Consider the following 26698-nt stretch of genomic DNA (forward strand, 5'->3'; position numbering starts at 1 on the left):
GCAACACTCGATCCGGTGGTGCCTGCGGCATGTGCCACAGGCCCCCCGGTCCAGGGCGAACGGCCGTTGTCAGTGGTGGGCGGCAGTATGTTCGACATGACGACTTCACCTGCCGTTACTGCCGCTCCCGCCGCCGTGGTCGCGGACGCCGCCGCGTACGAGGCGGCGGTCGGGACCGCGACCCGTGCCGCCTGCGCGTACTACGAGACGGGCGAGAGTCCCCTGGACGACGACGCGTACGACCGCCTCGTGCGCGGCATCGCGGCGTACGAGCAGGAGCACCCCGACGAGGTGTCGCCGGCCTCCCCGAGCGGGAAGGTCGCGGGCGGCGCGGTCTCCGGAGACGTGCCGCACACGGTGCCGATGCTCTCGCTGGACAACGTGTTCTCCCCGGAGCAGCTCGTCGCCTGGATCGCGTCGGTGGAGCGCCGCACGGGCCGGCCCGTCACGGTGTGGAGCGTCGAGCCCAAGCTGGACGGTCTCGCCGTCGCCGCGCGGTACGAACAGGGGCGCCTCACCCGGCTCGTCACCCGCGGCGACGGCACGGCCGGCGAGGACGTGTCCCACGCGATCGGCACCATCGCCGGCCTGCCCCGGCAGCTGACCGGGCCCGCGACGCTCGAGATCCGCGGCGAAGTGCTCATGACCGACGAGCAGTTCGAACGGGCGAACGCCGCGCGGACCGGGCACGGCGGCGCGCCCTTCGCCAATCCGCGCAACGGCGCGGCGGGCAGCCTGCGCGCCAGGGACCGCGAGTACGCGGTGGAGATGACCTTCTTCGGCTACGGGGCACTGGCCCTGCCCGGCTCCGGCGGCGAGCTCGCGTCCGGGCTCGGCGAGTGGTCGCACAGCGAGGTGATGCGCCAGGTGGCGGGCCTCGGCGTGCACACAGCCGACAGCACCCCGGTCGCCCCGCGCACGCTCACCACGGCGGAGGAGATCCAGGCACGTATCGAGGAGATCGCCGCCGCCCGCCCGGACCTGCCGTTCGGCATCGACGGGATCGTGATCAAGGCGGACCTGGCCGCGGACCAGGCGGCGGCCGGGTTCGGGACCCGTGCGCCCCGGTGGGCCGTCGCCTACAAGCTGCCCGCCGTGGAGAAGGTCACCACCCTGCTCGCCGTCGAGTGGAACGTGGGCCGCACCGGCATCATCGCCCCCCGTGCCGTGCTCGAACCGGTCGAGATCGACGGATCGACCGTCACCTACGCGACGCTTCACAACCCGGCCGACATCACCCGCCGCGATCTGCGCACGGGCGACCGGGTGATGGTCTACAAGGCGGGCGACATCATTCCCCGCATCGAGGCGCCCGTGGCCCATCTGCGCACCGGCGCGGAGCAGCCCGTCGTCTTCCCCGAGGTGTGCCCCCAGTGCGGCTCCGCCATCGACACCTCCGAACAGCGCTGGCGCTGCGTCCGCGGACGTGACTGCCACGCCGTCGCCTCCGTCTCCTACGCGGCCGGGCGGGACCAGCTCGACATCGAAGGACTCGGCACCACCCGGGTCGTCCAGCTCGTCGACGCCGGTCTGGTCCGCGACTTCGCCGACCTGTTCGGCCTCACCCGCGAGCAGCTCCTCGGACTGGACCGGATGGGGGAGACCAGCACCGACAATCTGCTGGCCGCCATCGCCACCGCCAGGACCCGCCCGCTCTCCAGGGTGTTCTGCGCCCTCGGCGTACGCGGCACCGGCCGCTCCATGTCCCGCCGGATCGCCCGGCACTTCGCCACGATGGAGCAGATACGGGCCGCCGACGCCGAAGCCCTCCAGCAGGTCGACGGCATCGGCGTGGAGAAGGCCCGCACGGTCGTGGCCGAACTGGCCGAACTGGCCCCGCTGATCGACCGCCTGACGGCCGCGGGCGTCAACATGACCGAACCGGGGGCGACGTACCGGCCCCCGGCGCCCGAGGACGCCGCCGCCCCGGAGGACGGCCAGGACAACCCCGGCACAGCCGCGGAGACGGCGCCGGACGCCGGCCCGCTCCACGGCATGACCGTCGTCGTGACCGGCGCGATGACGGGCGCGCTGGAGAAGCTGAGCCGCAACCAGATGAACGAGCTCATCGAGCGGGCCGGCGGCAAGTCCTCCTCCAGCGTGTCCAAGCGCACCTCCCTCCTGGTCGCCGGGGAGAACGCCGGCTCCAAGCGGGACAAGGCCCAGCAGCTCGGCACCCGGATCGCCGCGCCGGACGAGTTCGCCGCGATGGTGGCGGACTTCCTCGACACGGCGGTGTGAAGGGGACGGGACCACGCGCGGCCTGCGCCCACGGCAGGTGCGGCCCGCTCCCGGGTCCTGCACGGGGCGGGCGGAGCCCGGAACCGGGCGGGTCATACTGGCTGTATGACGTCATTCCTGACAGCGAACGGCACCGGCGGGCGTCGGGGCGGCCGCCCGGGCGCCCCCGGGATCCGTCGCGCGACCGGGGCGGACGCCAGGCGGCTCACCCGGATGGTGCGGGGGTCCGCCGCCTACCAGGACCAGTACGCCCCGATGGTCGCCGGATACCGCGTCGGTCCGGACTACATCGAGGCGCACGAGGTGTTCGTCGCGGCCGACGACAGCGGCAGAGTCCTCGGTTTCTACTCCCTCGTGCTGTCGCCGCCCGAGCTGGACCTGATGTTCGTGGCCGACGACGCGCAGGGACTGGGCATCGGCCGCCTGATGATCGAGCACCTGGCCGGCCGGGCCCGGGCGGCCGGCCTCGACGCCGTCCGCGTCGTCGCGCATCCGCCCGCCGAGGGCTTCTACCTGAGCGTGGGCGCCCGGCGCACCGGCACCGTCGAGGCCCGGCCGCCGGCCGTCATGTGGGACCGCCCGGAGCTGCTGCTCCCCGTCGTCTGACCGAGCGCTCCCGCAAGGCCATTGACGCGCCGGGCGCCCGGGGTGCGGCCGTCCCCGCTCCGTAAGGTCTCCGGTGCGGACTCGGGCGTAATGTGATGAATGCGGGCAGCAGCCCCTGCTGACGCGTTCCCATCAGCGGTCCGGTGGAAGGAGCGGTCATGTCGAGTCCTGACACGGAACAGGCGGTACCGGAACACGCGGTGACCGGGCAAGCGGAACCCGACGTCGCCGACCAGGGGGCGTTCGCCGCAGAGGTCGTCGACGTGCTGAACAAGAGCGCGCTGGCCCTGTTGATGAGCGTCGGCCATCAGACGGGCCTCTTCGACACCATGGCCGGACTGCCGCCCTCGACCAGCGCGGACATCGCGACGGCGGCGGATCTCGACGAGCGCTACGTACGCGAATGGCTCGGCGGCATGGTCGTCGGCGACATCGTCTCGTACGAGCCGCACGGCGGGACCTACACGTTGCCGCCCGCGCACGCCGCCTCCCTGACGACCGCGGCGGGGCCGGACAACCTGGCCGGCATGATGCAGTACATCGGGCTGATGGGAGAGGTCGAGCAGCAGGTCGTGCGCTGTTTCCGCGAGGGCGGGGGAGTGCCGTACTCCGCGTATCCGAGGTTCCAGCGACTCCAGGCCGAGGAGACCGCCCGCGTCTACGACCGGGCCCTCGTGGACACGATCATCCCGCTCGCGCCCGGTCTTCCCGAACGGCTCCGTGCCGGCATCGACGCCCTCGACGTGGGCACCGGGCAGGGTCACGCGCCGGTCGTGCTCGCGAAGGCGTACCCGGCCGGCCGTTTCCACGGCCTGGACCGTTCCGAGGAGGGCATCGCCGCCGGTCGCGCGGAAGCGGCCCGGCTGGGGCTCGACAACGTGCGGTGGACGGTCGGCGACTCGACGGAGATCAGCGGCGAGTACGACCTGATCACCGCGTTCGACGTGATCCACGACCTGGCGAGGCCCGGCGAGACGCTGGCTGCGATCGCCCGGGCGCTGCGGAAGGACGGCACCTTCCTGATGGTCGACATGGCCGCGTCCAGCAGACTGGAGAAGAACATCGGACACCCCTTCGGGCCCGCGCTCTTCGGCTTCTCGGTCTTCTACTGCATGACGACCTCGCTCAGCACGGGCGGGGCGGGTCTCGGCACGGTCTGGGGCCAGGAGACAGCCGTCCGGATGCTGCGGGACGCCGGTTTCACGAAAGTCGACATCCGGACCGTCGACGGCGACCCGCTCAACCTCTACTACATCGCGACGAAGGGCTGAGCCGGGCCCGGGCGCGCACCCGGGCCCGGACAGGAGCGTGATCAGGCGGCGGGCGGCGGGGCCGGCTGCGCGAGCGTCAGACTGACCTTGTTGCCGTCTCCCGGAATGATCAGATTGATCAGCGGAGTGGCCAGCAGGCAGTGCTCGAACTTCGGGATGGTGTACGTCCCGGAGAGCGTTCCGCCCCTGAGTGCGTTGAATCCCGGATCGGACGTCAGATTGAGCACCGCCGGCGTCTCCGTCCGGCAGGAACTGCCGACCGGGGTGGGAATTCCGGCGACCTTCAGGTCTTTGAGCTGAAGGGTGAGTTTCGTGGTGGTCGTGAGCGCGCCGGTCTTCAGATCGATGGTGCCGGCCGTCGGCTCCGTCTCGACGAACTCCGTGGTGACGCTCACGGGAATCGCGCCGAGCATCTTGAACGAGCCGGGAGCGGGCGGGAGGTGGGTGTTGGCCGAGAGTGTTCCCGCCCTCAGGTCCGCGGTCACCTCCAGCACGCCGGGCCCCAGCGCCAGGTCGGACCCGGTGCCCGCGAGATGGGTGGTGCCGGTCAGCGGGTAGTCGAGGCGGATCGGCACCGCATGGGCGGATCCCGAGGTGGCGGCGACCAGCCCCAGCCCCGCGGCGAGGGCGACGGCCCCGCGGACGACGACTCTTCGGCCTCGGAACGGCGCGGACTTCGGACGATTCATCAGGGCTCCTGGATTCGGCGCCACGTGCAGGGCGCGCGGCGCAGGGAAAGCGGGAACGGGAAACGTGACGTGAAGAGGAACGGGAGAGTGCTGTCCGGCGCCGGAGGAGTGACGCTCGGAATCACGAAGAAAAGGCGTGACAGAAGGACTCCGAGGCCGCTGACGAGAATGAACCGGTCACTCGCGCCGCCCCGGGCCGTTGCGCGAGAGAGACGTTACGGACGGGTAACCCCACCGGCAAGACCGGCAATTGAACTTCCCCGGCCTGAGCCGGCGAGTCCCCTTTTCTTGCCGTCCCGTCAGTAGGCGCCCCTGGATTCTTGTCCCCGGGTGAGCGCCCGCAGGCCCTACCATGGGCCGGGATCACCAAGGGGAGCACATGATCAACGACGTCGAACTGGCCCGTCTCCAACGCTGCGTGGACCTCGCGGCCGAAGCGGTCGAAGCCGGTGACGAGCCGTTCGGCTCGGTTCTGGTCGCGGCAGACGGCACCGTGCTCGCCGAGGACCGGAACCGGGAGACGTCGCTCGCCGACCCGACCCGCCACCCCGAGTTCGCCCTCGCCCGCTGGGCCGCGGCGAACATGACCGCACCGGAACGCGCCGCGGCCACGGTCTTCACCTCCGGCGAGCACTGCCCGATGTGCGCCGCCGCCCACGGCTGGGTCGGCCTCGGGCGCATCGTGTACGCGGTCTCGTCCGTGCAGCTGGGCCGATGGCTCACCGACCTGGGGGTCGGGCCGTCCCCGGTGCGGGCCCTGCCGATCCAGGACCTCGTCCCCGGTCTGGAGGTGACGGGCCCGGTACCGGACCTCGCCGACCAGGTGCACGAACTCCACCGCCGCTTCCGCGCGGCCCGTGCCGGCTGACCGCCGCGCTTCCCCGCGCCGCGGGACGGGCGTGTCCCATGCCCGCCACCCTCACAACACAGCCGTCACACGCCCGTCCCCCCCGGCAGGGGCTGCTCCGTCCAGATGACCTTGCCGTCCGCCGTGTAGCGCGTCCCCCAGCGGTCCGCGAACTGCGCGACCAGGAACAGCCCGCGGCCCCCCTCGTCGGTGATGGCCGCCTGCCGCAGATGGGGCGAGGTGCTGCTGTGGTCGGAGACCTCGCAGATCAGTGCGCGCTCCCGGATGATCCGCACCCGGATCGGCCCCGCGGCGTACCGGATCGCGTTGGTGACCAGCTCGCTGAGGATGAGCTCGGTGGTGAACGCCTCGTCCGCCAGCCCCCACTCGGCCAGCCTCTCGGCCACCGCCGCCCGCACCCGGGACACCGCCGACGGATCCGACGGCACGTCCCACTCCGCGACCTGCCCCGACTCAAGCACCCGGGTGCGTCCCACGAGCAGCGCGATGTCGTCGCGCGGCCGCTCGGGCACCAGGGCGGCCAGCACCGTCTCGCAGGCCTCCTCCGGGTCCTGCCCGGCGTGCTCGGCCAGGGTGCCGCGCAGCAGCTCCAGCCCCTCGTCGATCTCCCGTTCCCGGTCCTCCACCAGCCCGTCCGTGTAGAGCACCAGCCGGCTGTTCTCCGGCAGCCGCAGTTCGAGGGTCTCGAACGGCAGACCGCCCAGCCCCAGCGGCGGCCCGCCCGGCACGTCCGCGAACTCGGCGGTCCCGTCCGGACGGACGATCACCGGCTGGAGATGCCCGGCCCGCGCCATGCTGCAGGTCCCCGACACCGCGTCGTAGATCGCATAGATGCAGGTCGCCCCGGTGACCCCGGCGTCGGCGCCGTCGTCGGTCTCGTCCTGGTCGATGCGGGCCACCAGCTCGTCCAGATGGAACATCAGCTCGTCGGGCGGCAGGTCCAGGCTGGAGAAGTTGTGGACGGCCGTACGCAGCCGGCCCATGGTGGCGGCGGCATGGAGTCCGTGGCCGACGACATCCCCGACGACGAGGGCCACCCGTGCGCCGGGCAGCGGAATGATGTCGAACCAGTCGCCGCCCACACCGCCCAGTCCGCCGAGGCCGGCCTGCGCGGGACGGTAGCGGTACGCGACGTCGAGGGCGCTCTGCTCCGGCAGCACCCGGGGCAGCAGGCTGCGCTGGAGCGTGACCGCCATCGTGTGCTCGCGTGAGTAGCGCCGTGCGTTGTCGACGCTGACCGCCGCGCGCGCGACCAGCTCCTCCGCCAGCGACAGGTCCTCGTCCTCGAACGGCTCCGGATGGCCCGCCCCGCGCCAGAACATGGCCACGCCCAGGATCACGCCCCGCGCCCGCAGCGGAACCGCGATCATCGAGTGGATCCCCTGCTCGATCAGCATCCGGGCCCGCTCGGGGTCCTGCTCCTGCCAGCCGGACAGGCCGGCCAGGTCCGCCTGCAGGACTGCCTCGCCGCGCCCGAGCCCCCTGCCCATCGGCGTGACCGGCGCGAACCGGATCGTGTGCCCCAGCGGGTAGAGCGCCGTGTCGCCGGAGCCGATGACGGCGGAGCGCCGCATGTCGGTGTCCGCTCCCGTGGCGGTGGGCTCCTCGCCGCGCAGCACCGCCTCCACCAGGTCGACGGTGGCGAAATCGGCGAACCGCGACGCGGCGAACTCGGTGAGCTCCTCGCATGTACGGACCACGTCCAGCGTGGTGCCGATCTCGGTGCCCGCGTCGTAGAGCAGCCTGAGCCGTCCTCTGGCCACGTCGACACGGCCGGTGAGGGCCTGCAGCTCGGTGGTGTCCCGCAGGGTCGCGACGCTGCCGGGCGGTCCGCCGCGCTGGTCCGTCGAGCGCTGGTTGACGGCGATGAGCCGTCGGCCGACGGGGAAGACTTCGTCGGTCACGACGCGGCCGGAGGACAGCAGGCGCGTGGCGACCGGATCGAGCCCCAGCTCGGTGACCGGCACCCCTTCCACGTCCGGCGGCAGGCCGAGGAGCCGCCGCGCCTCGTCGTTGGCGAGCACCAGGCGGCCGTCGCCGCTCACGATGATGACCCCCTCGCGGACGGCGTGCAGGACCGCGTCGTGATGTTCGTACATCCGGGTCATCTCGGCGGGACCGAGGCCGTGGGTCTGACGCCGCAGCCGTCTGCTGACCAGGGCCGTGCCGCCCGTGGTCAGCAGCAGTACGCCGCCCGCGGCGCCGAAGAGGAGGGGGAACTGCTCCTCGACGACACCGCTGACATGTTCGATGGTGATGCCGGCGGAGACCAGGCCGACCACGGTCCCGTCGCGTCCGGTGATCGGGACGATCGCCTGGACGAGCGGTCCGATGGTGCCGGTGATGCGCTCGGTGAACACCTTGCCCGCACGGGCGTTGCTGAGGTCGCCGACGAATTTCTTGCCGATCCGGTCCGGCAGCGGATGGGTGTAACGGATGCCCTCGGTGTTCATCACCACGATGAAGTCGACGCCGGAACGCTGGCGGGCCGCCGCCGCCCGGGGCTGGAGCACCGCGGTCGGATCGGGGCTCTCCAGCGCCTGCTCCATCCCCGGGGAGTTGGCGAAGGTCTCCGCGACGGCGACCGACCGGTTGCGTGCCTCGCGTTCGCTGCCCGCACGGGACTGGAACACGAGTGCCGCCATGGCCGCGGCCACGAGCAACACCACGATCGCCACCTGCAGGAGAAAGACCTGACCGGCGACAGTTCGCATCCTCAGAACCGAGCGCGGGCGGCCGTAGCGTCCGGCCATGAATTCTTTCTACACCTCCGCCTTGAGCTGGGCGAACCGCGCACGGCGGGCGTGGACGGCTCCATGCCCGCCTGCGCGGGGCTCAAGCATGCCAACGGAAATGACGTCGACCAAGGTCTTTGCGAAATCCGGGGGTTGCGGCAATGCCGATGCCCGCCCGGGCACGACGTCCCATCCCCCTACGGGGCGGGGACGCGCGCCCGCGTGAGCGGCCGTCAGCACCCCGGACGGCGCGGCGCTACTGGTCGGGCAGTTCGTCGTCGTCCGTCACATGGATCGCCGCCTCCTCGGCCCCGGCGGCGCCGCCGTCGATGCCTACGTCGCGGGCGACCACGTCGCTCGGCCGCCGCGGGGCCGGGTCGTCGGCGGGCGTGAGGCGCCCGGAGCGGGGACCTCCGGCTTCCTGGTCGACCGGCTCGCCGGCGCCGCCCTCCAGGTCGCCGATGCCGTCGCCCCGCGGCTCCTCCACGTCGGGGCGCTCCTGCGCGAGACGCTGGTCGAGGCTTTCGCCCTCCTGCTGCTCCTCACCGGTCGTGCCGTGCTTGCCCACGCCGAGCGGGCGCTCCGGCGGGGAGTAGCCCTCCACCATCATGTCGTCGAGTCCGCGCTCGCCGATCACGTTCTCCATGTCGAGGTCGTCGCTCGGAGGGTTCTGCACGTCGGAGTGGACCGGCTGATAGACCTCGTCGCCCTGCGCCTGATCGCGCTCGGCTGCTTCGTCGGACATGGAGTCCTCCCTTCCAGGGGGTGAGTGCGGCTGCCGCGGTACGGGACGCGGACCGGTCAGAGGATCATGACCAGCGCGTACGCCAGGAAGAAGGCGGCGAAGACCGCGACGACGATGCCGATGACGATCATCGGGCCCATCGCCCAGCCGCGCGACTGGTCCCCGCGCGGGCCGGTCTCGGAACCGGTGCTCCCTTCGCCGGGCGGCGTCTCTCCGGGTGGCACCGTGCCACCGGGCCGGACGCCGGGAGTGTTCCGGGGGTCTGGATCGGCGCTGTGACTGTTCATACCGGCCGGGTGCCCGAAATCTCCCGAGTCAACAGTCCGGATTTCGTGCCCGCCGTACGTCTGTCCGCACGGTTCGGTCACGCGGCCTTGAGCGGGTCGTGCCCGAGCGTCATCAGCCGGTGACGCGTGCCGGTGTCCTCGACGGACGCGGCGGCGCCCTGCTCCTTCAGCCGCGCCTGCACGGTGTCCACCACCTCGTACATCACCCGCACGTCGTCGTCGGTGAGGTCGGTACGGCGCTTCTGCAGGATCGCCAGGACGTGCCGCCCCGTCGGGGAGCCCGCCCGGTCCGGCAGTGGTTCGGTGTCCTCGCCCGCGTCCTGGACCTGGAGCCAGGCGCTCAGCTCCTGCGAGGTCATGTTGACGACGCCGTGGAACTCCTCCCACAGCGCGTCGAGCTCAAGGGCGTTGGTCATCGTGGGCCTCCCGCTGCGAGTACCGCCGGACGGCCCGGGTACCCGGTGGGCACAGCGGCCAACCTGCCCGGACGGGAGGCGAGGACGGTGACCGTCAGCGGTGAGAAGGCAGCGGGGGCGGGCTACGACGCGGGTCCGTTCCTCCCACCTCGCGGCGGCCTTCCGGCGCTGCGCGGCGCCGCCGAGCGCTGCGAGGGATGCCCCCTGTTCCGCAACGCCACACAGACCGTGTTCGGCGCCGGTCCCTCCTCCGCGCGCATCGTGATGGTGGGGGAGCAGCCGGGTGACCAGGAGGACCGTCAGGGCGCGCCCTTCGTCGGCCCGGCCGGCCGGCTGCTGCACGACGCGCTCGAAGAGGTGGGCATCGACGCGGACTCGGCCTACTTCACCAATGCCGTCAAACATTTCAAGTTCGCCCCCGCCGCCCGCGGGAAGCGCCGGATCCACAAGCCGCCCAGCCTGCGGGAGATGTCCGCGTGCCGGCCGTGGCTGGCCGCCGAACTGCGTACCATCGGCCCCGATCTCGTGATGGCGCTGGGCGCCACCGCCGGCAAGGCCGTGCTCGGCGGCTCCTACCGGGTCTCCGAGCAGCGCGGGCTGCTGCTGCCCCTGCCGCCCTGGGACCAGCTCGGCCGCGCCGACGTCTCCGGCGCCGCCGGGCTGCCGCCCGAGGAGGCCGCCGCCCACGGCTGCGTCATCGGCACGCTCCACCCGTCGGCGGTGCTGCGGGCGGACGACCGAGAGGCGGCGTACCGGGGGCTGGTCTCCGACCTTCGGATCGCGGCGGACGTGCTCGCCGCCTGAGCACCCGCCGGGCGGGCCGGGACAGGCGGATACGATCATGGCGGCCGGCCGTGAGGGCCGGCCGCCCGCCACGACCCGAGAAGGACCCGCATGCCCCGCAGCACCGCGCAGCGGACCACCGACGTGGCCCGCGCGGTCACCGACCTCCTCCAGCCCCGCAACGTGCTGCTGTTCGGCATGCTCGGCATCGGCCTGGCCGCCGCCGGCAGCTGGACCGGTCTGCCGTGGGGACTGCTGGGCGCGCTGTGCGCCGGGATCGTGCCCGCCGCGTACATCGAGAGGGAACGCCGCCGCGGCACCTGGGGCGACCGGCACGTGGTGGACCGCCGGCAGCGTGCTCCCATCTTCTTCGTCATCCTCGGATCCATCGCCGTGGGCTTCCTGGTGATGGTCTTCGGTGACGCCCCGGCCGGCATCCTGCTCGCGATGACGGCGCTGTGGGCGATGACCGTGGTCCTCCTCGCGGTGAACACCGTCTGGAAGATCAGCGTGGACTCGGCGGTCGCCTCCGCCGTCACGGCCCTGCTGGCCTGTGTCCACTCGCCGTGGTGGACCGCCGCGTACGGTCTCGTCCTCGCGGTGTGCTGGTCCCGCGTCGCGCTCGGCTACCACTCGGCCGCCCAGACCGCCGCCGGCGCCGGTCTCGGCGCCGGCACCGCCGCGGCGTTCCTGTTCGTGTAGAGGAGTCCAGGCGGACCGCCGGCGCCGACGGACAGGTCACGCGACCGGCTTCATGCCGTCGGCCTCACGCGCGGGCTTCACGGGGCCGGGGCGGCCGCACGCCGGCGCCTGAGGTCCTCGACCGCACGGCGGGTCTCCTCCGCGGTCAGATCGGCGTTGATCACCGCTCCGGCGCGGACTCCCGCGGCGGCGGCGCCGATCACCTGCAAGCTCATGTCCGCCACGTTCCCGGCCACCCAGACGCCCGGCACCTCGGTCGCCCCGGTCGGGTCGGCGGCGATCCGCGTGCCGATCACCGTGCCGCCCATCTCCTGTTCGCCGACCTCCAGCCCCAGCCCCGCGAGGAAGCCGGCGCGGGCGGTGAAACGGGGGGCGACCACAAGGGCCTGGCACGCGATCACCTTTCCGCTGTCGAGGACCACCCCGCTGAGCCGGCCGCCGGCCGCCTCCACGGACGCCACCCGTCCGTCGACGACCGCGACGCCGCGGGCGGCCAGCTGCTCGTACTCGTCCTCGTCCGGCTCGGGACCGGTGTGCAGGAACAGGGTCACGTCCTCGCTCCACTGCCGCCACATCAGGGCCTGGTGGACCGCCGGCGGGCCGGTGGACAGCACCCCGACGGACCGGTCACGTACTTCGTACCCGTGGCAGTACGGGCAGTGCAGCACCTCGTGCCCCCACCGCTCGGCCAGGCCCGGTACCGGGGGCAGCTCGTCCACCAGGCCGGTCGTCACCAACAGGCGGTCCGCCTCGACCGTCGCCCCGCCGCCGAGCACCAGGTGGAACCCCCCGTCCGCCAGGCGTTCGGCACTCTCCACGGCGTCTCGGACGAACTCGCCGCCGTATGCGTTCACCTGGGCACGGCCGGTCGCCAGAAGTTCCGACGGGGCCACGCCCTCCTGTCCCAGATACGCGTGCACGTGCTCGGCCGGCGCGTTGCGCGGCCGGCCGGAGTCGACGACCAGGACCGAGCGGCGGGCGCGGGACAGCGACAGGGCTCCGCTCAGCCCCGCGGCCCCTCCGCCGACGACCACGACGTCGTAACGACCGCGCTCAGGAACGTCCCGGCCGGTCGTGTTCTGTTCTGCTGCTGTGGACATGTGGGGTACCTCCGTTTCTCCGGAGATACTCCGCCGACGGCGGGCGGCATGGCAAGCTGCATTGCGGAAACGGCAACTCCTGGGCGGTCACTCCCCGTGCGGCAGCAGCGGGCCCAGCGGGCCGAGGTCGATGTTCAGGTCGCCGGGCTCCAGGCCGAACTCGTCCCGCAGTACGTCCATCCGGTCCTCGAGGAGCATCAGCGTCATGCCGATGCGTTCCTCCTGGTCCTCCGTGAGCTCCCCGGTGTCCACCCGGCGCAGTGCCTGCCGCTCCATCAGCTGCCGCAGCAGCTCGACCACGGTCAGCACCAGTGCGGCCAGGTCGCGTTCCACGGTGTCCGGGTCGAGTTCCACCCGGCGGCGCTGGGCGCCGCTCATCGGTCCTCCTCCGGCCACGGCGACGGCACCCGCGGGCCCACCGAGCTGATCAGGGCCAACAGGTCGATCCGTACGAGGTCCACGTCGGCTATCCGCAGAGTCACGTCGCCCGCGATGACGACGCCGCCGGCGAGCAGCCGGTCCAGCAGGTCGACCAGGGCCAGTTCGCGACGGGCGAGCGGTGCGGTGTCGTCGGGGACCGCCGTCATGCGCCGACCCGCCCCTCGTCGTGCGCGCCGTCCTGTGCGTCGTTCTGTGCGTCGTTCTGTGCCTCGTTCTCCGCGGCCGAGAGGTCGGCGAACGAGTACGGCACCCACGGGCCGGTGATCTCCACGCTGACGCCCGCCTCCCGCGGCGTCAGCCGCTCCACGTGCCCCACGAACGCCTCGCTGTCCTCCTGGCGCACCAGGAACGCGGCGTTGAGCACGTTGACGCCCTCGGTCCGGGCCAGCTGCCCGCTCTGCGGCCGGTGCAGCCGCTGTGCCTCTGCACGGCCCGCCAGCTCCGTGTGCAGCCGCCGGGCGACATCGTCCGCACGGGCCCAGGTCCGCTCCCGGGACTGCCGGCTCCGCAGCCGCCGGCGCAGGTAGTCGCGGCCCGACGACGGCGTCACCTCCGCCGCGCGGCGGGGCTCGGCAGCCGGTTCCGGCTCGGCCGTCGCGTACAGCTTCACGCCCCACTCGACGCACCCCCCGAGCCGGTCGAGGTTCTCCGCGAAGAGGCGGGCCCCGTCGCCGAGCAGGCGGCGCACGCCGCTCTCGCCGCGGCACACGGTGGCCAGCCGCAGCGGCACCACATCCGTGACGTCGCCGACGGCCCGCACCACCGACTCGTGCGCACGGGCGGTGGCGGCCAGCCAGTCCAGGTCCTCCAGGCGGTCGCGCAGCGGCGCCTCCTCGAAGTCCTCCGACCGCACCTCGCTCACCACCGCGAGCAGGCCGTCGTGCCCGAGCGTGCGGAGCGGGGCGCCGCCCACGCCGGTCGCGGAGGGCGGTACGGCTTCCAGGGGAGGCCGGGCCACCGCGTACACGTACAGCAGTCCGCTCATGACCGCTCTCCTTCCTCATGGGCGTCTTCCCGCCGCTCGCGTCCGGCGGGGACCGCGAGGGCCTCGAGTTCGGCGACCCGGCGCTCCAACTCGGTGTTCCGCTGTTCCAGTTCCCGCTTGCGCGCGCCGGAGGAGAGGGCGGGGTCGTGCTCCCACCAGTCGATCCCCATCTCCTTCGCCTTGTCGACGGACGCGACGATCAGGCGCAGTTTGATGGTGAGCAGCTCGATGTCGAGCAGATTGATCCGAATGTCACCGGCGATGACGATGCCCTTGTCGAGGACCCTTTCGAGGATGTCCGCGAGATCGGTTCCGCCGCCGGAGTCGTACGGGCCGGGAAACCGGCCGGTCGCCGTCGTCATGGTGGGCCGCCCTCCGGTGTCAGCCGCGCGAGGAGCTCGTCCTCTCGCCGGTCGAACTCGGTCTCGTCCATCTCGCCCGCCTCGAACCGCTCGACCAGCTCGGCGAGTTCGCGGTGGACGACAGCGGGGTCGTAGTACTGCCGCTCCGCTTCCGCGACCACCTGCCGCAGCACCCAGGAGGTGCCACGGACCGGAGCGAGGGGCAGCCAGAACACTTCTCCCAGAAGGCCCATCGCTCACTCCACGAAGCTGTACGGGGGCAGTGGGCCGTTGATCTGCAGCCGCAACTGCGGGTTGTCCCGCTGGAATTCCCGCGCGGCCGTCAGGAACTCCTCCGCGCGCTCGCGTTCCACGAGATACGACAGATTGGCCACCCACCCGGAACTGTCGGGCCCGGGCGACGAGGCCGCGGCCGTGTCCGCCAGCGCCCGGTGCACCTGCTCGCGGTCGAGCTCCTCGCGCCGGCGCACCGCCGTGACGATCAGCTCGCCCAGCCGCAGCTTCTCCTCCTGGCTCCCGCCGCCGGCGGCCTGCTGGGCGGCGCCCATGGCCCGCAGCTCGGGGTCGTCCGCAAGGACCTGGTGCAGCACCGCCTCCTCGTCGTGCTCGGCCTTCACGTTGTACTCCGCCTTGCCGTCGACCGCGTCGAGCCGCTTCAGATAGTGCTCCTCACGGTCGGCGAGCGCCGTGGCCACCGTCTCGTCGTCGGCCGACACACCGCCGAACCGCAGCGGCAGCACCGTCCCGGCGGCACCCGCCTCGGTCAGGACGTGCTGATGCGCGAGCAGATCCCGGCGCTTGGGCCTCAGATCCTCCGGTGCGTCGCTGACCAGAGCGGCGAGCCGGCCCCGGCCGAGCACCCGCACCGGCCGCGGCGGATCGCCGACGCCGCCGGTCCTGGAGGCGCGTTCCAGCTCGGGGGAGTTGCGGGCGATCCCGTAGACGTACGTGTTCACTCCTGCTCCTCCTTCCGGCGGGCGCCGCCGCTGCGCCTGGCCCGTGGCCTGGTCTCCTTCTCCTCGTCGTCGTCGCTGCCGCCGCCGAAGACGTCCGAGATGCTCTGCGCCGCTCCGGCGAGGGCGCCCTTGGATTTGCCGCGGGCCCCCGACTCGGTGATCTCGCCCACCAGATCGGGCAGCCCCGGGTCCTTGCGGTTCCCCGCCTCCAGGTCGAGGCGGTTGCACGCCTCCGCGAACCGCAGATACGTGTCGACGCTCGCGACGACGACGCGCACATCGATCTTCAGGATCTCGATGCCGACCAGTGAGACACGGACGAACGCGTCGATCACGAGCCCGCGGTCGAGTACGAGTTCCAGCACGTCGTAGAGTCCGGAAGTGCCGCGGCTGCCCGCGCTTTGCTGTGCCGGGACAACGGTCATTGCTGTGATGCCCTCCCTGTGTCGAGCCCTGTCGTCGAGCGGTGTGTGCGGGGGCGCCGGTGCCTCCTCGGGCGCGCCGGTACGTGAGCCGGGCGCAGTGGCCCGGACTCAGGAGGAGGGGCGGTCCGCCCGTCCGCGTTCGTAACGCCGCGTTCGCCGGTAGGACGTCAGTTCGCCGTCGCTGTCGACCTCGACCTCGTAGGAGGCGAGCAGACTTGTGGTGTCCGGTACGCGGGCGAGCTCGAGCACTTCGACCACGAGCTGCCAGCCGTCCGGTGTACGGGCGAACGACGACACGCTTTCCGCGGCCATTCCCGTCAGCTCCGCGAGCTGCTCCCGGGCGGTGCGGAGCACGTCGACCGATCTGATGCTCCGGCGCTGCCGCTGCGACCCGCCGTCGGTGTCGTGGGTGTTGTCGATGTCGTCGGCGCTTTCGTCGGCTTCGTTGAATTCGTTGGATTCGGTGGGTTCGTTGTGCTGGCTCTCTGCGGTACGTCCCATGGTTGCCTCAAGGCGGCGGGTATCCGGAGCCGTCGCTCCCAAACCCCGACCGGTAACGGAGAGTATTTATTACCGTTCGTCCTTAAACAGTTATTCGTCCCGATATGCATCAATGCAGTGCCGGACCAGGGGTACCCGCACGGGGACAAGATCCGCATCGTCTGACGCAGGAGGAGTCTTGAGTGACATCTACGGCCCCGACCGCAGGGACCAGAACAAGACCGCGGCAACAGCGAGCGCAGCGCAGGAGAAGGCGGCGCAGGGTACGGAGGTGGTCACGGAGCGCGCCTCGAGCGTGGCAGGCACCGCCAAACAGCAGGCGGCGGGAGTGGCCGGCGAGGCCCGCTCCCAGGCCAGGGACCTGGCGGGCCAGGTGCGCGGTCAACTGCACGACCAGGCACAGTCCCAGACCCACACCCTGGCGGCCAACCTCCAGCGGGTCTCCGACGACCTGAGGCGGATGAGCGACAACGCCCGAGAGGGGTCCGCGGCGGCCAAGGCCGTGCGCCAGGTGGCGGAGGGCGGCGGCCGAGTGGCCTCCCGCATCGAGGACCGGGGGCCCGAAGGGCTGCTCAGCGACCTCGAGGGCTTCGCCAGGCGCCGGCCCGGCGTCTTCCTGGCGGGCGCCGCGCTGGCAGGCTTCGCCGTGGCCCGCGCCGGCAAGGGTGTCAGCGCCGCCGGCTCCGACGGCGGCGGCCGGAGCGATTCCGGGGCGGAGCCGTACGGCGGCGACCGCCCGGCGCAGCGCCTCGCACCGGCTGGCACGGCCGCCGGCGACACCCGTTCCGAATCGTCCCGCGCCGGATTCGGACAGCCGGACCCACTGGACACGTACGGGCAGTCGCAGCCGCCGCACTACACCCCCGGCAGCACTCGCGGCGAGCCCGGGCCGGTGACGCCGCACACCCCGCCCGCGTACCCGCGCAGCCGGGACGACGGAATCCCGCCGGTACAAGGGAGTTGAGCCGTGGCCACGATCTACACGGACAAGGCGCCGCCCGCGACGGACCGCCGGACGCGGCCGGACAGCCCGGTCGAACCGGTGTCCGTCCAGCCGTCCGCCGGCGAACCGACGGTCGGTGAACTGGTCGGCGAGATCAGCAAGGACGTGTCACGACTCGTCCAGGAAGAGATCCAGCTGGCCAAGGCGGAGATGAAGGAGGAGGCGACGAAGGCGGGCAAGGCCTCCGGCATGCTCGCCGGCGCGGGCTACGCGGGGCACTTCGTGCTCCTGCTGGGCAGCCTGACCGTCGTCTTCGCGCTCGCCAACGTCATGGACTGGGCCTGGGCGGCGCTGATCGTGACCGCCGTCTGGGCCGTGGTGGGCGCGGTGCTCTTCGTCCGCGGCCGCAAGCAGATGCGGAATGTGAACCTCAAACCCGAGCAGACCGTCGAAACCCTGAAGGAGGACGCCCGATGGGTACGCAACCCGACGAGCTGAGAAGCGAAGTGGAACACACCCGGGCCCATCTGGCCCGCAATGTGGACCTCCTGGCGGACCGGGTGGCACCCCGCAGGATCGCCCGCCGGAAGGCCGATTCGGCGCAACACCGACTCAGGGGCATCAAGGAGCATGTGATGGGCTCGGCCAAGGAATCCAGGAGCGGCATGTCCTCGACCGCGCACAGTGTCGCGGACACCGCGGGACAGGGCGCCGACCAGATGAGCGAGAAGGCGAAGGCCACCGCGGGCAAGGCGAGGGACACCGCGGCCGGCAAGGCGAAGGACACCGCGGGCAGGGCCAAGGAGACCGCCGGCCAGCTCGGCAGCACCGCTCAGCAGGCGCCCGCCCGGATGAGGGAGCGCACCCAGGGCAGCCCGCTCGCGGCAGGCGTCATGGCCTTCGGCGCGGGCATGCTGGCAGCGGCGTTCCTGCCGTCGTCGAAGGCGGAGGAACGTGTCGGCGAGCAGCTGCGTGAGCACTCGGGCGAGCTCCTCGAACCGGTGAAGCAGACCGCCCAGGAAGTGCAGGAAGGGATACGGGGCCCGGCCAACGAGGCCGTGGAGGCGGTCAGGTCGGCGGCGCAGGACGCGGCGCGGACCACGAAGGACGAGACCCGCAGCGCCGGGCAGGACACGGCTCAGGGCCTGCGCGCGGTGGGCAAGGACGAGACCCAGCGGCGCGAACCGTAGTCGTACGCGTACACGGGCCCGTCCCCCAGGGCGCTCGTACGGAACGGCCGGCCCTCGTCGTCGATCCGTACGGCGCCCGTCCTCCCGCCGCTGGACCACCGCAGCTCCAGGTGCCAGTCGCAGTCGCACGTGACGGCACGGCCCGCGATCAGCAGCACCTCGGGGTCCGCGGCCGAGATCCGGTACGGGAAGGAGACGGCGGGGATCGGCTCACCGGCATCGTTGCCCGCCTTCGGGCGGGCAACGGGCCGTGGCCCGTCCAGATCCACGTCGAACAGACGGGGCGTCAGCGACCCGCCGCACCCGTCGTCCATGCGGTACGCGGCGAGCCGCTCGGGGGCCCGCCGCGCGGTGACGCGTACGTGGAGCGATTCGAGCACCACGGTCTGCCGCCCGTTGCCCTGCAGCGTGATACGGACCTGGGTGTCCGCCCCGTGCAGCGCACCGAGCGACCGGGCCCACCGCTCGGCGTCGGCCGCGGCCGGCGGCGGCGGGACACGGGCCGGGTCGCGGCGCACGAGGTAGGTGTGGCCGCAGTTGTTCTGCCAGACGTGATCGTCGGTGACCCAGGTGAAGGGCGGCGCCTCCGGAGGCGGGGGCGGGGACGAGGGCGCGCCGGGGTTGCGCGGGCCGGTGAACCCCCCGAAGCCGAGCAGCAGGGCGAGAGCGACGACGGCCGCGCCCAGGGCGGCGGCATACCCCGGGCGACGGCTGCGCCGTAACGGAGCCGCTGGTGGCCCGGTCCGCTCCGCCTCCACCGGCCGGGAGCCCGCCGGCTCGCCCCCGGCCGCAGCGGCCTCCGTCCCACCGGCGACGCCGTCCGCGACCGAGTCGTCCGACTCCGACTCCGACTCCGACTCCGCGTCTGCGTCGCCCGCGCGCCTCGTGGCCGCCCTCGCCCCGCGTTCCTGGCGCTCGTTCCGCTCGGCGTCGGCCAGGACCCACAGCCGGTGGAGCGCCACCAGTTCCTCGCCCTGGCACCCGCAGAGTCCGGCGAGGCGCTCGACGGGCGCGAACTCCATCGGAAGCGTCCGCCCCGAGCAGTACCGGTGCAGCGTCGACGCGCCGACACCCGCACGACGCGCCAGCGAGCCGTACGTCCGTCCCGATGCCTCACGCAGCTCGCTCAGCTTCCGGGCGAACGCCTGACCCGCCGTGTCCCTCGGCCCTTCCACCACTCCCGCTCCTCCCCGCCGCCCGTTTCGGGAAGCGTTTCACCCCACTCGACAAAGCCCACGTCAACGGGGGTGGAATGGTTCCACCGTTTCCCGACGGCCGTCGGTCCTTGCAACTGCCCTGTACGCGGCGCACGCTGGCGACCGATCAGCAAGGGAACCACCGGCAACGGACCGACCAGGGGGAAACACCTGCCATGAAGCACATCCGCACCGCCGCCGTGACGACCGCGGCCGTGGCCATGACCGTCGCGTCGCTCACGGCGACCTCGGCCACCGCCGCATCCGCCCCGGCGTTCCTCTCCGCGTCCGAGCTGCCCGCGTCCTCGACTCCGTGGACCGCCGACCCGGTCCGGCCGGGCCTGCCCGAGTACTCCATGTGTACGGAGGGCGTCGCTCCGCAGGCCAGGACCCGGCACCGCGAATTCAGGACCGAGCTGGACACCACCGCACGCCAGACGACCACCGTCGCGCCCACCGTCACCAAGGCCAGGGCCCTCGCCGCCCAGCTCCGCCGCTCGGTCGAGACCTGCCTGGACCGGCTGAAGGCCCAGTACCCGGACATCGAGGGGGAGACGCTCCACCACGGCGTGATCGACGTCGAGGAGGGCGCCCACGTCTACAGCATCGACACCGCCCATCCCGAGGTCGGCTCGACGGACATCGCGCTCTTCTCGGTCGGCCGTGACGGCCGCACCGTGACCGTCGTCGAATGGGGCCAGCTGGGCGACCTCGACGGCGCTCCGCTGGCGGGCTTCCGGCAGACCGCACGTACCGCCGTCGCCAAGCTCCACTGACCCCGGCTCCCGGACCGGTCGCGCCGCCCCGGGTCCTGCCCCCGCACCACGGGGGTGGGGGCAGGACCCGGACCGGTGGTGCGGCACGACGCTGCCCGGCCGGTCGCCACTCCCGTGGGAGTGCCGACCGGCCGGGCAGCGTTTCGGGCCGGCTACTTCGACGGGTAGATGTCGCCGCCGCCCATGCTGCTCTCCTGCTCGCTCTGCGACTGCAGCCGCTGGGCCTTGTCCTCGAGGCGCTTGCGCTCCTGCGGGTCCGTGGCGCGCTCCGCGGCCTGCTTCAACTCCTGCGCCTTCTCGCGCATCTGACGGGCACGGCCGCCGGACTCACCTGCAACGCTCATGATCATCGCTCCTTGCGGTAACTCGGAAGAGCGGGCCCGACCAGCGAACCAGCGACCGGCGGAAACCGCATCCCGTAGCGTCACTCACGGTGACCGCCGCACCTTCGCACCATCTCCGGCAGGTCGCCCGATGGGCCCAGCGCCGGGCGCGCTGCGCCGGAGGGAACGGTCCGGTGTGACAACCTCGCCCCGCTGCGCTTCCTGCGGAAGGAGAGGGACCATGCGCTGCCCGACGCGGCTCCGGCCGTCCCGAGTCGGCCTGCTGCCGGTGTGCGCGGCGGCGCTGTTGGCCGCCGTGGTCACGGTGGCGTGGCCGGAACCGGACGGGCCGCGGCAGACGGGCCCGGGCGACAGGGCAGTCGTCGGCCGTGGCCCCGCCGACACCGCGGACTCGCCGCCACCGACCGCCGGGCGTGCCGTCGGGAACGACGCGGCGAGGATCGCCGACCTGGTGAACGCCGAACGTGTCAAGGCGGGTTGTCCCCGGCTGTCGGCGGACCCCCGGCTGGAGAAGGCGGCCCGCGCCCACGCCGCGGACATGGCCGCCCGCGGCTACTACCGGCACACCGGTCCGGACGGCCGCGACGGCGGAGACCGGATGACAGCCGCCGGCTATCCCTGGAGCCGGTGGGCGGAGAACATCCACAAGGGCCCCACGGACCCCTCGGCCGTCGTCGCCGACTGGCTGCGCAGCCCCGCCCACCGCGACGCCGTCCTGGACTGCCGCTTCGAGGACGTGGGCATCGGCGTCAAGCACGGGCCCGGCGGCCCCTGGTGGGTCCAGGACCTGGGATCGCGCCGAGGGACCGGGTAGCGGCGCTCAGTAGTAGCCCTTCTGTCCGTCGAGCAGTTCCCGCATCGTGTCCATGTGACCCGCGTGCCGGGACGTCTCCTCGATCATGTGGATCAGCATCCAGCGCAACGACGCGGCGCCGGAACGGTAGTCGGGATGCCGTCCGGCCTCGTCGAGCGAGTGCGCGGCGATGATCTCGTTCGAGACGGCGCACTGCCGCGCGTACTCGTCGAGCAGTCGCGCGAGCGGAACACCGTCGACCCGCATGTCCGCGTCCTCGGGCTCCTTGACGAACCGTGGTCCTTCTGCCGGGCCGCCCAGGAAGAGCACCTCGAACCAGGTGTGCTCCACCCAGCGGAGATGGGAGACCACACCGGCCATGGTCATCCGCGGCGACGACGGCAGAACGGAACGGTGGGCGTCCTCCTCGGACAGCCCTTCACACTTGTAGTGGACGATCGCGCGCTGCAGGTCCAGCCATCCGACGAGCAGGGTGCGCTCATCCGCGGTGAACGGCGGCCGGATACGGGGCGGCAGTGTCATGGGCGCCGACGGTACCGCTCCCGGCGTCGTCGGCGCACCGTGTTTCCGGTCGCCCCGTGGAGGCGGCGACGACGCCGCCGGCGGCCCCGGGCGGCGCCCGTCCCGCGGGAGCGGTCGGCGGCGGTGCCCACGGCGACGGCGTTTCGCGGTGTCGATCACGGCGACGGTCGGCCACGACGCCGGGCCGAGGTGCCGGCCGAGCACGACCGTGCCGATCAGGGCCGCGAGGACCGGATTGACGCTCATGAAGATGCCGGAGAAGTACGCCGGCACCCGGCGCGGCGCGAGCAGGTCGGAGAGGAACGGCACCGCCGAGGACAGCACACCCGCCGCCGGCGCGCACAACAGGGCGCCGGCGGTGGGCCGGTGCAGCCACAGCGCGACGGCGCCGACGGGCAGGCGGAGCAGACCGGAGACGGCCGCGGCGGCGGCCGACCCCCGCAGGCCGGGCAGGCGCTCGCCCACCGTGCGGTTGAGCAGGATGTGGCAGCCCCAGCAGACGGCGGCGATCAGGGCCAGGCCGATCCCCAGGCAGTCGGAGCTGGGCTGCGGGCGGGCGAGGACCACCACGGCCGCCGCGGCGGCGACGGCGCAACACAGCCCAAGAGCGGCTGACGCGCGCGGCCCTGCGCGACCGAGGGGCGCGCGGCGTCGCGACGACGCCGCGCGCCCCTCGGTCAGTGGGCCCCGCCGCGCCGCGTCACGGCGCGATCTCGATCAGCAGGTCGCCGGCCTCCACCTGCTGGACCTCACCGATGGCGACCCGCCGCACCGTGCCGGCGCTCTGCGCCGTGATGGACGCCTCCATCTTCATCGCCTCGATCGTGGCCACGGTCTGACCCGCGCTCACCGACGCGCCCTCCGCGACCTGGAGGGTGACCACGCCCGCGAACGGCGCGGCCACGTGACGGTCGTTGCCGCGGTCCGCCTTCTCCGCCGCCTTCACCGTCGTCGCGACGGAGTTGTCGCGCACCGACACCGGGCGCATCTGGCCGTTCATCCGGGTCAGCACCGTGCGGAACCCGCGCTCGTCGGCCTCCGAGATGGCCTCCAGCTCGATGATCAGCGTCACGCCCGGCTCCAGGGTGACGGTGTGCTCGCTGTCCGGCTCGAGCCCGTAGAAGAAGTCCTTCGTCGACAGCACAGAGGTGTCGCCGTAGTGCTCCCGGTGGGACTCGAACGACTTGGCGGGACCGGGGAACAGCAACCGGTTGAGGGTGGAGCGGCGCTCGTCGCGCAGGCCCCGCAGGTCGTCCTCGGACAGCCGCGGCGGCTCGGCCTGCGGCGGCCGCGCCTCCAGCGCCCGGCTGCGGAAGGGCTCCGGCCACCCGCCGGGCGGGTCGCCCAGCTCGCCGCGGAGGAAGCCGATGACCGAGTCCGGTACGTCGAACTTCTCCGGCGACGACTCGAAGGCGTCCGCCGAGACACCGGAGCCCACCAGGTGCAGCGCGAGATCGCCCACGACCTTCGACGACGGCGTCACCTTCACCAGGCGGCCCAGCATCCGGTCCGCCGCCGCGTAGTACTCCTCGACCAGTTCGAACCGGTCGCCCAGTCCGAGCGCGATGGCCTGCTGCCGCAGGTTCGACAACTGGCCGCCGGGGATCTCGTGGTGGTAGACACGGCCGGTCGGCGAGGCGAGCCCCGACTCGAACGGCCGGTACACCTTCCGCACCGCCTCCCAGTAGGGCTCCAGGTCGCCCGCGGCCTGCAGGGACAGACCGGTCTCCCGCTCGGTGTGGTCGGTGGCCGCGACCAGCGCCGACAGCGACGGCTGGCTGGTCGTGCCCGCCATCGACGCCACCGCGGCGTCCACCGCGTCGACACCGGCGTCGATCGCCGCGATCAGGGTGGCGAGCTGGCCGCCCGCCGTGTCGTGCGTGTGCAGGTGCACGGGCAGGTCGAACCGCTCCCGGAGCGCCGTCACCAGTGTGCGCGCGGCGTGCGGACGCAGCAGGCCCGCCATGTCCTTGATGGCCAGGACATGGGCCCCGGCCTCCACGATCTGCTCGGCCAGCCGCAGGTAGTAGTCCAGCGTGTAGAGCTGCTCCGCCGGGTTCGACAGGTCGGCCGTGTAGCAGAGCGCGACCTCGGCCAGCGAGGTCCCCGTGGCCCGTACGGCATCGATCGCGGGACGCATCTGCGAGACGTCGTTCAGCGCGTCGAAGATCCGGAAGACGTCCATGCCGGTGGCGGCGGCCTCGGCCACGAACGCGTCGGTCACCTCCGTCGGATAGGGCGTGTAACCCACCGTGTTGCGGCCCCGCAGCAGCATCTGCGTGCAGACGTTGGGCACGGCCTCGCGCAGCGCGGCGAGCCGCTCCCACGGGTCCTCCGCGAGGAACCGCAGCGCCACGTCGTAGGTGGCGCCGCCCCAGCACTCGAGGCTGAGCAACTGCGGTGCGGTACGGGCCACATGCGGCGCCACGGCGAGCAGGTCCCGGGTGCGTACCCGGGTCGCCAGCAGCGACTGGTGGGCGTCGCGGAACGTGGTGTCCGTGACGGCGACGGCGGTCTGGGCCCGCAGCTCCTCGGCGAACCGCTGGGGCCCGAGGGCGGCCAGCCGCTGCCGGGAACCGTCGGCCGGCGGGGCCGTGAGGTCGGTGGCGGGCAGCTTGTCCGCCGGTTCCACGACCGAAGGACGCGGCCCGTGCGGACGGTTGACGGTCGTCTCCGCGAGGTGGCCGAGGATGCGGCTGCCGCGGTCGGCCGGCGGCCGGGTCCGCAGCAGGTGCGGCCGCTCGTCGATGAACGACGTGGTCACCCGGCCGGCCTGGAAGTCGGGGTCGTCCAGCACGGCGCCGAGGAACGGCAGGTTGGTCGCCACGCCCCGGATGCGGAACTCGGCGATGGCCCGCCGGGCCCGCCGGACGGCGTTCGTGTGGTCGTGCCCCTCGCAGGTCAGCTTGACCAGCAGGGAGTCGAAGTGGGCGGAGACCGCCGCGCCGGTGTGCACCGTACCGCCGTCGAGCCGTACGCCGGGGCCGCCGGGGGAGCGGTAGGCCGCGATGGTCCCGGTGTCGGGCCGGAAGCCGTTGGTCGGGTCCTCGGTGGTGATCCGGCACTGCAGCGCCGCACCCGTCAGCGTGATGCTGTCCTGCGTCAGGTTCAGTTCGGGCAGCGTCATGCCGGAGGCGATGCGCAGCTGCGCGATCACCAGGTCGCGTCCGGTGACCTGTTCGGTGACCGTGTGCTCGACCTGGATGCGCGGGTTCATCTCGATGAAGACGTGGTTGCCGCGCCCGTCGACGAGGAACTCCACCGTGCCGGCGTTGACATAGCCGATGTGCCGGGCGAACGCGACGGCGTCGGCGCAGATGCGCTCCCGCAGCGCGGGATCGAGATTGGGCGCCGGGGCGATCTCGACGACCTTCTGGTGACGCCGCTGCACCGAGCAGTCCCGCTCGTAGAGATGTACTACGTTGCCGTCGGCGTCGGCCAGGATCTGCACCTCGATGTGCCGGGCGTCGATCACGGCCTGCTCGAGGAACACCGTCGCGTCGCCGAAGGCGGAGCGCGCCTCGCGCATCGCGGCCTCCGCGGCCTCCCGCAGGTCGGCGGGCTCCTCGACGCGCCGCATACCGCGCCCGCCGCCGCCCGCGACGGCCTTGACGAACACGGGGAAGCCGATGTCGTCGGCCGTGCGCACCAGTTCGTCGACGTCGGCCGTGGGAGCCGACGACTTCAGTACCGGGACGCCGGCCTCGCGCGCCGCCGCCACCGCCCGGGCCTTGTTGCCCGTCAGGTGCAGCACCGACGCCGGCGGCCCGACGAAGGTGATGCCGGCCTCCTCGCACGCGGCGGCCAGTTGCGGGTTCTCGGACAGGAACCCGTAGCCGGGGTACACGGCGTCGGCTCCCGCACGGCGCGCGGCCTTCACGATCTCTTCCACGGAGAGGTACGCGCGCACCGGGTGGCCGGGCTCGCCGATCCGGTACGCCTCGTCCGCCTTCGCCCTGTGCAGCGAGTTCCGGTCTTCGTGCGGGAACACGGCCACCGTCGAGACACCGAGCTCGAATGCCGCTCGGAAGGCCCGGATCGCGATCTCACCGCGGTTGGCGACCAGTAGTTTGCCGAACATCTCGCTCCGTCTCTGTGGTGGCCGCACGGATGCCCGGGCGACCGCTGTGTGACATGGGAACGCTCCGTTGCGCTCAGCGTAGGGCCCTGGCTACCAGGAACAATGCCCGGGCAGCCAGGGCGTGCGTCACTTTTCCTGAGATCGGTTCGATCACGGCGCCCTTCCCCGGGACCGGTTCGGTCACGGCGCCCGGTGCGGGCCGGCGCCGGTGTCAGCGGTCCGTCGCTCCCGCGGTGGGACGCCGTCCGTCCTGCGGCGCGCGCGCCCGTCCGGAACCAGGCCGTCGGCGACGAGGCCGGCGAGGACCGCTTCGCCCAGGGCGTGCACGGCGGACTGGGGCCGGACCATCACCGTGAACTCCTTGATCAGTCCGTCGTCGTCGAACTGGAGCAGGTCCATGCCGTGGATCTGCCGGCCGTTCACGGTCGCGCGGAAGAGCAGTACCTCCGACGGTGACTCGGTCCCGTCGGCGCTCGTCTCGGCCGTGCCGGCGCAGTGCCCGACGTAACGGAAGTCCTCGAAGGTGCGCAGCAGCACCCCGAAGAGGCCCAGCACCATCGGTTTGCCCTCGAACGGCGTGAACTTCACGGGGCTGTAGAGGCGGACGTCGTCGGTGAACAGGTCGTCCAGGGCGGCCGGGTCGCGGCTGTCGACGGCGGCGCGGAAGCGGTCCGCTGCGGTCACGGCATCTCCTTCGTGGTCCTGCGTCTGCATAGTCA

At 72.6% G+C, this 26698-nt stretch carries 29 protein-coding genes and 2 pseudogenes; 11 read left to right on the top strand and 20 right to left on the bottom strand.

The annotated features are described in order from the left end of the window. The first annotated feature begins 87 nt into the window (after positions 1-87). The 3 genes from ligA to ACFYOP_RS13260 all read left to right on the top strand — a co-directional run bounded on the left by ligA (position 88) and on the right by ACFYOP_RS13260 (position 4118). Entirely contained in the window at positions 88-2241 is a 2154-nt protein-coding gene (gene ligA, locus ACFYOP_RS13250; protein ID WP_388451466.1) for an NAD-dependent DNA ligase LigA, read from the top strand. Between the two features lie 105 nt (positions 2242-2346). Beyond that, positions 2347-2847, top strand: coding sequence for a GNAT family N-acetyltransferase (locus ACFYOP_RS13255; RefSeq protein ID WP_356899283.1), 501 nt, complete (start codon positions 2347-2349; stop codon positions 2845-2847). 158 nt (positions 2848-3005) lie between these two features. Beyond that, the gene (locus tag ACFYOP_RS13260; RefSeq protein ID WP_356899284.1) at positions 3006-4118 is read left to right on the top strand and encodes a class I SAM-dependent methyltransferase; all 1113 of its coding nucleotides are present in this window, start codon (positions 3006-3008) and stop codon (positions 4116-4118) included. Between the two features lie 41 nt (positions 4119-4159). On the opposite strand, the gene ACFYOP_RS13265 is transcribed toward ACFYOP_RS13260, so the two are convergent. Further along, positions 4160-4807, bottom strand: a complete 648-nt coding sequence (locus ACFYOP_RS13265; RefSeq protein ID WP_356899285.1) for a hypothetical protein — start codon at positions 4805-4807, stop codon at positions 4160-4162. Positions 4808-5186: 379 nt separating this feature from the next. Here ACFYOP_RS13265 and ACFYOP_RS13270 point away from each other — a divergent pair, with 379 nt between their 5' ends. Further along, on the top strand, positions 5187-5675 hold the full coding sequence (locus tag ACFYOP_RS13270; RefSeq protein WP_356899286.1) for a nucleoside deaminase: 489 nt from the start codon (positions 5187-5189) through the stop codon (positions 5673-5675). Between the two features lie 65 nt (positions 5676-5740). Here ACFYOP_RS13270 and ACFYOP_RS13275 read toward each other — a convergent pair whose 3' ends face one another. From ACFYOP_RS13275 to ACFYOP_RS13290, 4 genes are all read right to left on the bottom strand, one after another. Then, complete coding sequence (locus ACFYOP_RS13275; RefSeq protein ID WP_356899287.1) at positions 5741-8428, bottom strand: SpoIIE family protein phosphatase; 2688 nt, start codon at positions 8426-8428, stop codon at positions 5741-5743. A gap of 238 nt (positions 8429-8666) precedes the next feature. Beyond that, positions 8667-9155, bottom strand: a complete 489-nt coding sequence (locus ACFYOP_RS13280) for a DUF5709 domain-containing protein (RefSeq protein WP_356899288.1) — start codon at positions 9153-9155, stop codon at positions 8667-8669. Between the two features lie 56 nt (positions 9156-9211). Next, complete coding sequence (locus ACFYOP_RS13285; RefSeq protein ID WP_356899289.1) at positions 9212-9442, bottom strand: DUF6480 family protein; 231 nt, start codon at positions 9440-9442, stop codon at positions 9212-9214. A gap of 77 nt (positions 9443-9519) precedes the next feature. Continuing rightward, on the bottom strand, positions 9520-9858 hold the full coding sequence (locus tag ACFYOP_RS13290) for a DUF3140 domain-containing protein (RefSeq protein WP_356899290.1): 339 nt from the start codon (positions 9856-9858) through the stop codon (positions 9520-9522). Positions 9859-9945: 87 nt separating this feature from the next. Here ACFYOP_RS13290 and ACFYOP_RS13295 point away from each other — a divergent pair, with 87 nt between their 5' ends. Then, entirely contained in the window at positions 9946-10662 is a 717-nt protein-coding gene (locus tag ACFYOP_RS13295; protein ID WP_356899291.1) for a UdgX family uracil-DNA binding protein, read from the top strand. 90 nt (positions 10663-10752) lie between these two features. Continuing rightward, positions 10753-11343 (top strand): hypothetical protein, encoded by a 591-nt coding sequence (locus tag ACFYOP_RS13300; RefSeq protein WP_356899292.1) that lies wholly within the window; start codon positions 10753-10755, stop codon positions 11341-11343. Between the two features lie 77 nt (positions 11344-11420). On the opposite strand, the gene ACFYOP_RS13305 is transcribed toward ACFYOP_RS13300, so the two are convergent. From ACFYOP_RS13305 to ACFYOP_RS13345, 9 genes are all read right to left on the bottom strand, one after another. After that, positions 11421-12443, bottom strand: coding sequence for an NAD(P)/FAD-dependent oxidoreductase (locus tag ACFYOP_RS13305; protein ID WP_356899293.1), 1023 nt, complete (start codon positions 12441-12443; stop codon positions 11421-11423). 87 nt (positions 12444-12530) lie between these two features. Then, positions 12531-12821: a gas vesicle protein K gene (locus ACFYOP_RS13310; protein ID WP_356899294.1), complete on the bottom strand. Its 291-nt coding sequence runs from the start codon at positions 12819-12821 to the stop codon at positions 12531-12533. Continuing rightward, positions 12818-13030 (bottom strand): gas vesicle protein, encoded by a 213-nt coding sequence (locus tag ACFYOP_RS13315; RefSeq protein WP_356899295.1) that lies wholly within the window; start codon positions 13028-13030, stop codon positions 12818-12820. The genes ACFYOP_RS13310 and ACFYOP_RS13315 overlap by 4 nt, the downstream gene beginning before the upstream one ends. Then, positions 13027-13869 carry a GvpL/GvpF family gas vesicle protein gene (locus ACFYOP_RS13320; RefSeq protein ID WP_356899296.1) on the bottom strand — a complete coding sequence of 281 codons (843 nt, stop codon included), beginning with the start codon at positions 13867-13869 and terminating at the stop codon, positions 13027-13029. The genes ACFYOP_RS13315 and ACFYOP_RS13320 overlap by 4 nt, the downstream gene beginning before the upstream one ends. Further along, positions 13866-14231 carry a gas vesicle protein gene (locus tag ACFYOP_RS13325; protein ID WP_356899297.1) on the bottom strand — a complete coding sequence of 122 codons (366 nt, stop codon included), beginning with the start codon at positions 14229-14231 and terminating at the stop codon, positions 13866-13868. Before ACFYOP_RS13325 ends, ACFYOP_RS13320 begins: the two co-directional genes overlap by 4 nt. Beyond that, positions 14228-14464 carry a gas vesicle protein GvpG gene (locus ACFYOP_RS13330; RefSeq protein ID WP_356899298.1) on the bottom strand — a complete coding sequence of 79 codons (237 nt, stop codon included), beginning with the start codon at positions 14462-14464 and terminating at the stop codon, positions 14228-14230. The genes ACFYOP_RS13325 and ACFYOP_RS13330 overlap by 4 nt, the downstream gene beginning before the upstream one ends. 3 nt (positions 14465-14467) lie before the next feature. Next, entirely contained in the window at positions 14468-15187 is a 720-nt protein-coding gene (locus tag ACFYOP_RS13335; RefSeq protein WP_356899299.1) for a GvpL/GvpF family gas vesicle protein, read from the bottom strand. Continuing rightward, complete coding sequence (locus ACFYOP_RS13340; RefSeq protein WP_356899300.1) at positions 15184-15612, bottom strand: gas vesicle structural protein GvpA; 429 nt, start codon at positions 15610-15612, stop codon at positions 15184-15186. The genes ACFYOP_RS13335 and ACFYOP_RS13340 overlap by 4 nt, the downstream gene beginning before the upstream one ends. Before the next feature lie 108 nt (positions 15613-15720). After that, positions 15721-16113 (bottom strand): gas vesicle protein, encoded by a 393-nt coding sequence (locus tag ACFYOP_RS13345; protein ID WP_356899301.1) that lies wholly within the window; start codon positions 16111-16113, stop codon positions 15721-15723. Positions 16114-16291: 178 nt separating this feature from the next. Here ACFYOP_RS13345 and ACFYOP_RS13350 point away from each other — a divergent pair, with 178 nt between their 5' ends. The 3 genes from ACFYOP_RS13350 to ACFYOP_RS13360 are packed head-to-tail and all read left to right on the top strand — an operon-like array spanning position 16292 to position 18246. After that, on the top strand, positions 16292-17077 hold the full coding sequence (locus tag ACFYOP_RS13350) for a methyl-accepting chemotaxis protein (RefSeq protein ID WP_356899302.1): 786 nt from the start codon (positions 16292-16294) through the stop codon (positions 17075-17077). Between the two features lie 3 nt (positions 17078-17080). After that, the gene (locus tag ACFYOP_RS13355) at positions 17081-17554 is read left to right on the top strand and encodes a phage holin family protein (RefSeq protein WP_356899303.1); all 474 of its coding nucleotides are present in this window, start codon (positions 17081-17083) and stop codon (positions 17552-17554) included. Beyond that, positions 17530-18246 (top strand): DUF3618 domain-containing protein, encoded by a 717-nt coding sequence (locus ACFYOP_RS13360; protein ID WP_356899304.1) that lies wholly within the window; start codon positions 17530-17532, stop codon positions 18244-18246. The genes ACFYOP_RS13355 and ACFYOP_RS13360 overlap by 25 nt, the downstream gene beginning before the upstream one ends. Here ACFYOP_RS13360 and ACFYOP_RS13365 read toward each other — a convergent pair. Further along, on the bottom strand, positions 18195-19421 hold the full coding sequence (locus tag ACFYOP_RS13365; RefSeq protein WP_356899305.1) for a helix-turn-helix transcriptional regulator: 1227 nt from the start codon (positions 19419-19421) through the stop codon (positions 18195-18197). The genes ACFYOP_RS13360 and ACFYOP_RS13365 overlap by 52 nt on opposite strands. A gap of 197 nt (positions 19422-19618) precedes the next feature. Between ACFYOP_RS13365 and ACFYOP_RS13370 the strand changes: the two genes are divergently transcribed. Then, positions 19619-20218 carry a hypothetical protein gene (locus tag ACFYOP_RS13370; RefSeq protein WP_356899306.1) on the top strand — a complete coding sequence of 200 codons (600 nt, stop codon included), beginning with the start codon at positions 19619-19621 and terminating at the stop codon, positions 20216-20218. Between the two features lie 152 nt (positions 20219-20370). Here the strand turns inward: ACFYOP_RS13370 and ACFYOP_RS13375 are convergent, their stop codons facing one another. Then, the gene (locus ACFYOP_RS13375) at positions 20371-20562 is read right to left on the bottom strand and encodes a DUF6381 family protein (protein WP_356899307.1); all 192 of its coding nucleotides are present in this window, start codon (positions 20560-20562) and stop codon (positions 20371-20373) included. Positions 20563-20782: 220 nt separating this feature from the next. Here ACFYOP_RS13375 and ACFYOP_RS13380 point away from each other — a divergent pair, with 220 nt between their 5' ends. Further along, positions 20783-21376: a CAP domain-containing protein gene (locus ACFYOP_RS13380; RefSeq protein ID WP_356899308.1), complete on the top strand. Its 594-nt coding sequence runs from the start codon at positions 20783-20785 to the stop codon at positions 21374-21376. A gap of 6 nt (positions 21377-21382) precedes the next feature. On the opposite strand, the gene ACFYOP_RS13385 is transcribed toward ACFYOP_RS13380, so the two are convergent. The 4 genes and pseudogenes from ACFYOP_RS13385 to ACFYOP_RS13400 form a co-directional block, all read right to left on the bottom strand. Beyond that, complete coding sequence (locus ACFYOP_RS13385; protein ID WP_356899309.1) at positions 21383-21898, bottom strand: DinB family protein; 516 nt, start codon at positions 21896-21898, stop codon at positions 21383-21385. Next, positions 21895-22585: pseudogene (locus ACFYOP_RS13390) on the bottom strand (DMT family transporter); the annotation flags it as partial. The gene ACFYOP_RS13385 and the pseudogene ACFYOP_RS13390, both read right to left, overlap by 4 nt. 13 nt (positions 22586-22598) lie before the next feature. Beyond that, on the bottom strand, positions 22599-25979 hold the full coding sequence (locus ACFYOP_RS13395; protein WP_356899310.1) for a pyruvate carboxylase: 3381 nt from the start codon (positions 25977-25979) through the stop codon (positions 22599-22601). A gap of 270 nt (positions 25980-26249) precedes the next feature. Then, a pseudogene (locus ACFYOP_RS13400) lies at positions 26250-26693 on the bottom strand (nuclear transport factor 2 family protein); the annotation flags it as partial. Positions 26694-26698 lie beyond the last annotated feature (5 nt).

Origin of the sequence: Streptomyces sp. NPDC006294, assembly GCF_042870895.1 — a bacterium.
Taxonomy (GTDB): domain Bacteria; phylum Actinomycetota; class Actinomycetes; order Streptomycetales; family Streptomycetaceae; genus Streptomyces.

Coding starts and splice junctions, on each gene's coding strand:
- ACFYOP_RS13375 (WP_356899307.1), bottom strand. CDS start 20,562: ATGAGCGTTGCAGGTGAGTCCGGCGGCCGTGCCCGTCAGATGCGCGAG.
- ACFYOP_RS13280 (WP_356899288.1), bottom strand. CDS start 9,155: ATGTCCGACGAAGCAGCCGAGCGCGATCAGGCGCAGGGCGACGAGGTC.
- ACFYOP_RS13285 (WP_356899289.1), bottom strand. CDS start 9,442: ATGAACAGTCACAGCGCCGATCCAGACCCCCGGAACACTCCCGGCGTC.
- ACFYOP_RS13310 (WP_356899294.1), bottom strand. CDS start 12,821: ATGAGCGGCGCCCAGCGCCGCCGGGTGGAACTCGACCCGGACACCGTG.
- ACFYOP_RS13345 (WP_356899301.1), bottom strand. CDS start 16,113: ATGGGACGTACCGCAGAGAGCCAGCACAACGAACCCACCGAATCCAAC.
- ACFYOP_RS13320 (WP_356899296.1), bottom strand. CDS start 13,869: ATGAGCGGACTGCTGTACGTGTACGCGGTGGCCCGGCCTCCCCTGGAA.
- ligA (WP_388451466.1), top strand. CDS start 88: ATGTTCGACATGACGACTTCACCTGCCGTTACTGCCGCTCCCGCCGCC.
- ACFYOP_RS13305 (WP_356899293.1), bottom strand. CDS start 12,443: ATGTCCACAGCAGCAGAACAGAACACGACCGGCCGGGACGTTCCTGAG.
- ACFYOP_RS13300 (WP_356899292.1), top strand. CDS start 10,753: ATGCCCCGCAGCACCGCGCAGCGGACCACCGACGTGGCCCGCGCGGTC.
- ACFYOP_RS13360 (WP_356899304.1), top strand. CDS start 17,530: ATGGGTACGCAACCCGACGAGCTGAGAAGCGAAGTGGAACACACCCGG.
- ACFYOP_RS13385 (WP_356899309.1), bottom strand. CDS start 21,898: ATGACACTGCCGCCCCGTATCCGGCCGCCGTTCACCGCGGATGAGCGC.
- ACFYOP_RS13275 (WP_356899287.1), bottom strand. CDS start 8,428: ATGGCCGGACGCTACGGCCGCCCGCGCTCGGTTCTGAGGATGCGAACT.
- ACFYOP_RS13255 (WP_356899283.1), top strand. CDS start 2,347: ATGACGTCATTCCTGACAGCGAACGGCACCGGCGGGCGTCGGGGCGGC.
- ACFYOP_RS13315 (WP_356899295.1), bottom strand. CDS start 13,030: ATGACGGCGGTCCCCGACGACACCGCACCGCTCGCCCGTCGCGAACTG.
- ACFYOP_RS13265 (WP_356899285.1), bottom strand. CDS start 4,807: ATGAATCGTCCGAAGTCCGCGCCGTTCCGAGGCCGAAGAGTCGTCGTC.
- ACFYOP_RS13260 (WP_356899284.1), top strand. CDS start 3,006: ATGTCGAGTCCTGACACGGAACAGGCGGTACCGGAACACGCGGTGACC.
- ACFYOP_RS13340 (WP_356899300.1), bottom strand. CDS start 15,612: ATGACCGTTGTCCCGGCACAGCAAAGCGCGGGCAGCCGCGGCACTTCC.
- ACFYOP_RS13370 (WP_356899306.1), top strand. CDS start 19,619: ATGAAGCACATCCGCACCGCCGCCGTGACGACCGCGGCCGTGGCCATG.
- ACFYOP_RS13395 (WP_356899310.1), bottom strand. CDS start 25,979: ATGTTCGGCAAACTACTGGTCGCCAACCGCGGTGAGATCGCGATCCGG.
- ACFYOP_RS13270 (WP_356899286.1), top strand. CDS start 5,187: ATGATCAACGACGTCGAACTGGCCCGTCTCCAACGCTGCGTGGACCTC.
- ACFYOP_RS13380 (WP_356899308.1), top strand. CDS start 20,783: ATGCGCTGCCCGACGCGGCTCCGGCCGTCCCGAGTCGGCCTGCTGCCG.
- ACFYOP_RS13325 (WP_356899297.1), bottom strand. CDS start 14,231: ATGACGACGGCGACCGGCCGGTTTCCCGGCCCGTACGACTCCGGCGGC.
- ACFYOP_RS13330 (WP_356899298.1), bottom strand. CDS start 14,464: ATGGGCCTTCTGGGAGAAGTGTTCTGGCTGCCCCTCGCTCCGGTCCGT.
- ACFYOP_RS13290 (WP_356899290.1), bottom strand. CDS start 9,858: ATGACCAACGCCCTTGAGCTCGACGCGCTGTGGGAGGAGTTCCACGGC.